General features: G+C 72.3%; 6 protein-coding genes. 3 read left to right on the plus strand and 3 right to left on the minus strand.

Translation table 11 applies throughout. The features are described from left to right. Positions 1 to 116: 116 nt before the first annotated feature. Positions 117 to 2,162 carry a transglycosylase domain-containing protein gene (locus LN042_RS22845; RefSeq protein WP_230053170.1) on the minus strand — a complete coding sequence of 682 codons (2,046 nt, stop codon included), beginning with the start codon at positions 2,160 to 2,162 and terminating at the stop codon, positions 117 to 119. Between the two features lie 105 nt (positions 2,163 to 2,267). Between LN042_RS22845 and LN042_RS22850 the strand changes: the two genes are divergently transcribed. Beyond that, positions 2,268 to 2,918 (plus strand): DedA family protein, encoded by a 651-nt coding sequence (locus LN042_RS22850; RefSeq protein WP_230053171.1) that lies wholly within the window; start codon positions 2,268 to 2,270, stop codon positions 2,916 to 2,918. Between the two features lie 32 nt (positions 2,919 to 2,950). Here the strand turns inward: LN042_RS22850 and LN042_RS22855 are convergent, their stop codons facing one another. Next, a complete protein-coding gene (locus tag LN042_RS22855; protein WP_230053172.1) occupies positions 2,951 to 3,139 on the minus strand; it encodes a hypothetical protein in 189 nt (62 codons plus the stop codon). A gap of 163 nt (positions 3,140 to 3,302) precedes the next feature. Between LN042_RS22855 and LN042_RS22860 the strand changes: the two genes are divergently transcribed. Next, positions 3,303 to 3,653: a hypothetical protein gene (locus LN042_RS22860; protein ID WP_230053173.1), complete on the plus strand. Its 351-nt coding sequence runs from the start codon at positions 3,303 to 3,305 to the stop codon at positions 3,651 to 3,653. A gap of 46 nt (positions 3,654 to 3,699) precedes the next feature. On the opposite strand, the gene LN042_RS22865 is transcribed toward LN042_RS22860, so the two are convergent. Then, the gene (locus LN042_RS22865; RefSeq protein WP_230053174.1) at positions 3,700 to 5,868 is read right to left on the minus strand and encodes a S9 family peptidase; all 2,169 of its coding nucleotides are present in this window, start codon (positions 5,866 to 5,868) and stop codon (positions 3,700 to 3,702) included. Positions 5,869 to 6,154: 286 nt separating this feature from the next. On the opposite strand from LN042_RS22865, the gene LN042_RS22870 reads away from it, so the two are divergent. Next, positions 6,155 to 6,515: hypothetical protein (locus LN042_RS22870; protein ID WP_230053175.1), on the plus strand; the 361-nt coding region annotated here is incomplete at its 3' end.

Consider the following 6,515-nt stretch of genomic DNA (forward strand, 5'->3'; position numbering starts at 1 on the left):
ACCGGTGCCGGACCTCGAGGTGCCGGCACCTGGACCGAACGCCGATGCCCCCGGGCCGCCGACCGAAGTCGGCAGCCCGGGGGCATCGGCGTTGCTGTCGACCGCGCCCGACGTCCTTACTGCAGCGGCACCGTGGTGAGCGGCGTCGGGCTGGTGCCCTGGAGCGCTCCGCTCATGGTGTCGCGCCAGATCGGCCCGGCCAGGGTGCCGCCGAAGGCCTGGCCGACGACCGTGCCGCCGATGCTCTGGCCGTCCAGCGGGCGGGGGTTGTCGGTGTCGGTCACCACGGTCGCACCGGACAGCTCGGGCGTGTACCCCACGAACCAGACCTGCTTGCTGTCGTTGGTGGTGCCGGTCTTGCCCGCGCTGTCCCGGTCGCTCAGGCCGGCCGGGCTACCGGTGCCGTCCTGCACCACGCCCTTGAGCATGGTGGTGATCTGGTCGGCGGTCTGCGACGACATCACCTGGCTGCACTGGCTCTGCGGCACGCTGATCGGCTTGCCGTCGGGCCCGGTCACATCGGTGATGGCGGTGGGGGCGCAGTAGGTGCCGTGCGCGGCGAAGGTGGCGTAGACGTTGGCCATCTCCAGCGGGGTCAGCGAGTTGGAGCCGAGCGCCATCGAGGGGGTGACCGCCAGCTTGGTACCGCCGGCCTGCTCGGTGATGCCGAGCTTGTTGGCCATCTTCGCCACGTTGCACAGGCCCACGTCGCCCTCCAGTGAGGCGAAGTAGGTGTTCACCGAGGCCGCCATCGCCGGGCCCATGGTGAACGGGCCGACCAACGAGGTGCTGTCGTTGTGGACCGTGTCGCTGGCCGGGTAGCGGCCGCCGTTGCAGTCCTTCATCGCCGGCCAGGTCTCGCTGTACGGCGAGGGGTAGGACTGCGACGGCGTGATGCCGTTCTCCAGCGCGGCCGCCGCAACGATCGGCTTGAAGGTCGAGCCGGTCGGGAACCCGATGCCGCCGCCCATCGACTTCTCGACGTTGTAGTTGATCTCCGTCTGATTGGCGTTGACACCGTACGGGCGGCTCTGGCCCATCGCGATGATCTTGCCAGTGCCGGGCTGCACCACGGTCATCGCGGTGGCCGCCTTGTCGGTGGCGTAGACGTGGCCGGTCACCGAGGTCTGCAGGGCCGCCTGCGCCTTCGGGTCGAGCGTCGTGTGGATCTGCAGGCCACCGCGCTTCCAGAGCGCGGCGCGGGCCGCCGAGCTGGCGCCGAACGCCGGGTCGTTGAGCACCTGGTTCTTCACGTAGTCGCAGAAGAAGCCCTCGCCCTGCTGGGCGGTGATGCAACCCTGCTGCGGGCGGCTGACGTTCAGCTGGACCGGGGTGTTGATCGCCTGGTCGGCCTGCGCCTGGGTGATGGTGCCGTACTGCGCCATCTTCTTCAGCACGGTGTCACGACGGTCCTTGGCCGCCTTGGGGTTGACCACCGGGTCGTAGCCGCTGGGCGACTGGACCAGGCCGGCCAGCAGCGCGGCCTGTGGCAGCGTGAGGTCCTTGGCATGGACGCTGAAGTACCGCTCGGACGCCGCCTCGACCCCGTAGGCCTGTTCACCGAAGAAGGTGATGTTCAGGTAGTTGGTCAGGATCTGGTCCTTGGTCAAGGTTTCCTCGACCTTGATCGCGTACTTCATCTCCTTGAGCTTGCGCCCCACCGTCTGGGCCTGGGCCGCCAGCACCGCCTGCTGGTCGTCGCCGGCTTCCTCGACGAAGACGTTCTTCACATACTGCTGGGTCAGTGTGGAGGCGCCCTGGGTGCCGCCACCGCCCGCGTTGTTGCCGACCGCCCGGAGCACGCCCTTCACATCGATCGCGCCGTGCTGGTAGAAGCGGTTGTCCTCGATGTCCACCAGGGCGGACTTCATCAGCGGGGATATCTGGTCACTGGGCACCACGGTCCGGTCCCGGTCCCAGACGGTGGCGATCACGCCGCCGTTGGCGTCGTAGATCGTCGACGCCTGGGTGAGCGGCGGCGCCTTGAAGTCGTCCGGCAGGTTCTGGAAGTCGTCGACGGCGCTCTTGGCGGTCAGCCCGAGCCCGCCGACGGCCGGGACGGCGATCCCGGCCGTGAGCACACCGGCGGCCGCGCTAGCGCCAAGGAACTTGGCCGCGAAGCCGCTTTTCTGCATGAGGGAGCCAAAACGCGACGAAGACATGCCTTGAACTCTATGTAGAAAAGATGAGGGATCAGACCAAACGGGGGGCGTCGTCCGTCACAAGCCTGCGACAATGTCCGCCTACGGATCTTCGAGGTGCTGCCCATGAACCCAGGCCCGTCCGGCGGCGAGCTGCCCGGCCCGTTGGCCGCGCTGGCACCCTTCCTGGAGCACTACGGCTACCTCGCGGTCGGCCTGCTGGTGCTGCTGGACAACGTGGCGATCCCGGTGCCGGGCCAGACGGTGCTGATCCTGGCCGCAGTCTACGCCGGGGCCGGGCGGCTCTCGCTGGCCGGAGTGATGGCGATCGCGCTGCTCGCGGCGGTGCTCGGCGGCTGCCTGGGCTACCTCCTCGGCCGTTCCGGCGGTCGGGCCCTGGTGCACCGCTACGGCCGCTACGTCGGCCTGACCGAGCCCCGGCAGCACAAGGCGGAGGCGTTCTTCGGCCGCAACGGTGGCAAGGTGGTGCTGATCGCCCGGTTCATCGACGGGCTGCGCCAGACCTACGGGATCATCGCCGGCACCACCGAGATGGCGTGGCGCCGATTCATGCTCTGGAACGTCCTGGGCGCCGTGCTCTGGGTCGGGGCCTGGAGCACCGCAGGCTACCTGGCGGGCGGCAACATCGACGAGGTCTACCGGCAGGCGCTGCGCTACCAGCTCATCCTGCTGATCGCGCTGGTCGTGCTGGTGCTCGTGTGGGTGCTCCGCCGGCTGCTGCGCCGGCGGAGCGAGCGGGGAGACCAGCGGGACTGAGTCAGGGCAGCAGCCTCTCGACCGCCGCCGGGTCAGGGCAGCAGCCTCTCGACCGCCGCCGGGCCCTCCTCCTCCAGCTTCCGGCGCGCCTTCTCGATGAGTTCCGGGGTGGGGTCCTGACCGGAGGCCATCACCAGGTCCACCGGGTCGACGGGATGCTCGGCACCGGTGTGCAGAAGGCTGTCAGGAGTGGGCAGCTCACTCTCGATCGGCTCGGACATGCGAAGCCTCCGTGGGTCGGGGCGTGGCCGGATGGTCCTGCGTTACTCCCGAGTGTGGGCCCGAACCGGTGGAATGCGCACCCCGACGGCGCAATCGACCGCTGTTCGCTCCCTTGGCCGTCTCAGGTGCGCCCCGGCGGTCGGCGCTGCTTAGTCTGCGGACATGACCAGCCACGAACTGACGTCACGGGTCGGGGCGCGATCCCGGGAGCAGGTTGAGAGCGCGCTCGCCCGCCTGGAGTACATCGGCGACACCCCGTTCGAACCCTCGCCGGCCCGTCACGGCTCGCTGGACGGCTACCGCTGGGCGCTCGGCCGGGCCCGGCTCGCGCCGGTGACCACGAGCAGGGCCAGCGGACCCGAGGGCCCGTGTCCCGCGCAACTGGCCGCCGAGCGGCAGGCCGCCCAGGTCCGCCATCTCGATCTGCGGGTCGACCCGGAACAGCGCGAGTACGCGCGGGGCGCGCACGACGCGCTGGCCTGGGTCTGCGGCCGCAGTGACGTTCAACCGTAGGAGACCGTAGCGACCCCACCGGGCAGCGGCCGTCAGGCAACGGCCACTAGGCCACGCGGAGGTGCCGCCGCAGGAACTCCAACTGGTGTTCCAGCAGCTCGGCGCTGGTCACCGCATGGGTGGCGCCGCTCAGCGGCAGCACCTCGTGCGGGTGGCCGGCCGCGAGCAGGGCGGCCGACAGCCGCAGGGTGTTGGCGACCAGCACGTTGTCGTCGACCATCCCGTGCACCAGCAGCAGCGGGCGGCGCAGCTTCGGCGCGTCCCCCAGCAGCGAGCTGCGGTCGTACCACTCCGGGTGCTCGTCCGGGTGGCCGAGGAAGCGCTCCCGCCAGTGGGTGTCGTACAGCCGCTGGTCGTGGTTCCCGGCGCCGGCCACCGCCGCGTGGAAGACGTCCGGGCGGCGCAGCACGGCGGCGGCCGCCAGGGTGCCGCCGAAGGACCAGCCGCGGATGCCGACCCGATCGAGGTCCAGCAGCCCGGGGCGGCGTTCGGCGGTGGCGTGCAGTGCGGCCACCTGGTCGTCCAGCGCCGGGCCGACGCTGTCCCCGTACACCTCGCGCTCCCAGGCGGGCCCGCGACCCGGCACACCGACGCCGTCGGCCGCCAGCACCGCGAAGCCCCGCTCGGCGAACCACTGGGAGAGCAGCGCCCACCAGGCGCCGTCGTCCACCACCTTCTGCAGCGCGGGGCCCGCGTAGGGGTCGAGCAGCACCGGCAGCGGGCCGTCGCCCTCCCGGTACCAGGACGGCAGGAAGAGCTGGGTGCGCAGGCCGCGCGGGCCGACCGCGGCCGACTCGACGCGCAGCGCCAGCACCGGCGTCTCGGCGAGCGAGGTGATCTCGACCGCGGGCCGCCCGTGGCGCAGCACCCGGGTGCGGCTGCCGGGCCGGGCCAGCGAGCGGGCGGTGTGCACCAGGGTGTCCCCGCCCCGCACGCCGCCGTGCCGCCCGGGCTCATCGGTCAGCCGCCGGGCCCCCGACGCCGGCTCCCAGCTCCACAGGTCGACCCGGGTGGGCTCCTCGGAGGCGGCGAACAGCACCCGGTCGCCGTCGACCGACAGCACCTCGCGCAGCACGAGTCCGGGTCCGGTGACCGGGGCGCCGTCGACGGTGAGGTGCCGGGTGTCGCCCCGGTCGCTGAACCCGAGCAGCGCGCCGCTCGCGGTCCGCGCGGGCAGGCCCTGGACCAACTGCACCCAGCAGTCGTCGCGCTGCTCCTGCAGCGTGGTGGTGGCGCCGTCGGCCGGGTCGACGGCCAGCAGCCGAACGGTCCGCTGGTCGCGGGTCTGCACCGCGGCGAACGGGCCGTGCGCGTCCCAGCCGGCGGCCGTCACGTACTCGAACGCGGCGCGGTCCCAGCGCACTTCGGTGCGGCGGCCGGCCAGGTCGGCGAGCCAGAGGGTGACCTCGGCGTTGGCGGTGCCGGCCGCCGGGTAGCGGACGGCGCGCGGCGCCAGCTCGGGGCGGGCCGGGTCGGCCAGGTACCAGAGCGCCACCATCGACTCGTCGACCCGGGCGACCAGCAGCCGCTCGCCGTCCGGTGCCCACCAGTAGCCGCGGTGCCGGCCCATCGACTCGGCGGCCACGTGCTCCGGGCGCCCGTAGGAGACCGCGGGCCCGTCCGGCACGGCCACCGCGCGGTCGCCGGTGCCGTCGGACCCGATCACCCGCAGGGCGTCGCCGCTCAGGTAGGCGATCCGGCGACCGGTGGGGTCCGGGCACGGGTCGACTACCGGGGCCTCGGCGGGCAGTCGGCGGGCCGCACCGGTGGCGGTGTCCACCGTCCACAGTTCGCCGGAGAGTGTGAAGACGGCCAGCGCGGCGGCCCGGTCGGTGGCGTAGTCGGTGATCCCCTGGCCGAGCTGCCCGGTGCGCTCCCGACGGGTCCGCTCGGCCTGGGAGAGTTGTTCGCAGCCGCCGCCGAGCAGTTCCGCCGGGTCGACCAGCAGCCGCTCGCCGACGCCGCGGCCGTCGGCCGGCAGTCGCTCGGCGCCGTCGCGGCCGTCGACCGGCAGCCGCTCGGCGCCGCCGCTGCCGTCGGCCGGCTCCAGGTCGAGCGCCCAGAGGCAGTTGACCGGGTCGGCACCGCCCCGGCTGCGCAGGAAGAGCACGGTGGTGCCGTCCGGGGCGACGGTCAATCGGCTCGGGGCGCCGAGCGTGAACCGCTTGGTGCGGGTGAGCTGTTCGGGCAGCGTGGTGCTGGTGGTAGTCGGCATTCCGACACTCTGCCAGTCGTCCGGGAAGGCTCGGTAGCCGGTTTTCGCGCTGGCACTGCGGGCCGGGAAGGCACCCCGATCTGACACCCTGTGCCGCGGTAGTGGTCAAGTGGCCAACAAGTGACGGGCATTCAGCCGAAATCAACTGAAATTCCGACCGTCCGGGGTGCGGTGGGGCCCCGGCAGGGCCAGTCTGGATCCATGGACGGAGTCGAGCGGCCACACAGGGTGACCAGGGGCTTGGGTCCGTCCAAGATCCTGGAGTTCTCACCCTGGAGAGGACCCGATGACCTCGGACCTGACATCGCACCAGCTGACCGCCGGCCGGCCGCCGATCGCCATCGACTACCACCCGATCGACGGCCCCGCCCAGCAGCTGCTGGTGAGTGGCGAGCAACTGCACGCCAACGCCTGCCTCTACTGCGGCACCGACCAGCAGCAGTTGCACACCGCAGGCCATGCCTACACGCACAGCGGTGGGCTCGCCTGGGTCGTGGTGGCCTGCGCCGCCCACCTCGCCCTCGGCCGGGCCGAGGTGGCGCAGTCGGCAGCCGAGGCGGCCGAGGCCGCCAGGGGCGCCCGCCCGGCAGGTGTCGATGAGGCCGTGCGTCCGACGGTCACCGCCGAGCCCCCGGGCGGGGTGGCGG

This window comes from Kitasatospora humi, assembly GCF_020907985.1.
GTDB classification, from domain to species: domain Bacteria; phylum Actinomycetota; class Actinomycetes; order Streptomycetales; family Streptomycetaceae; genus Kitasatospora; species Kitasatospora humi.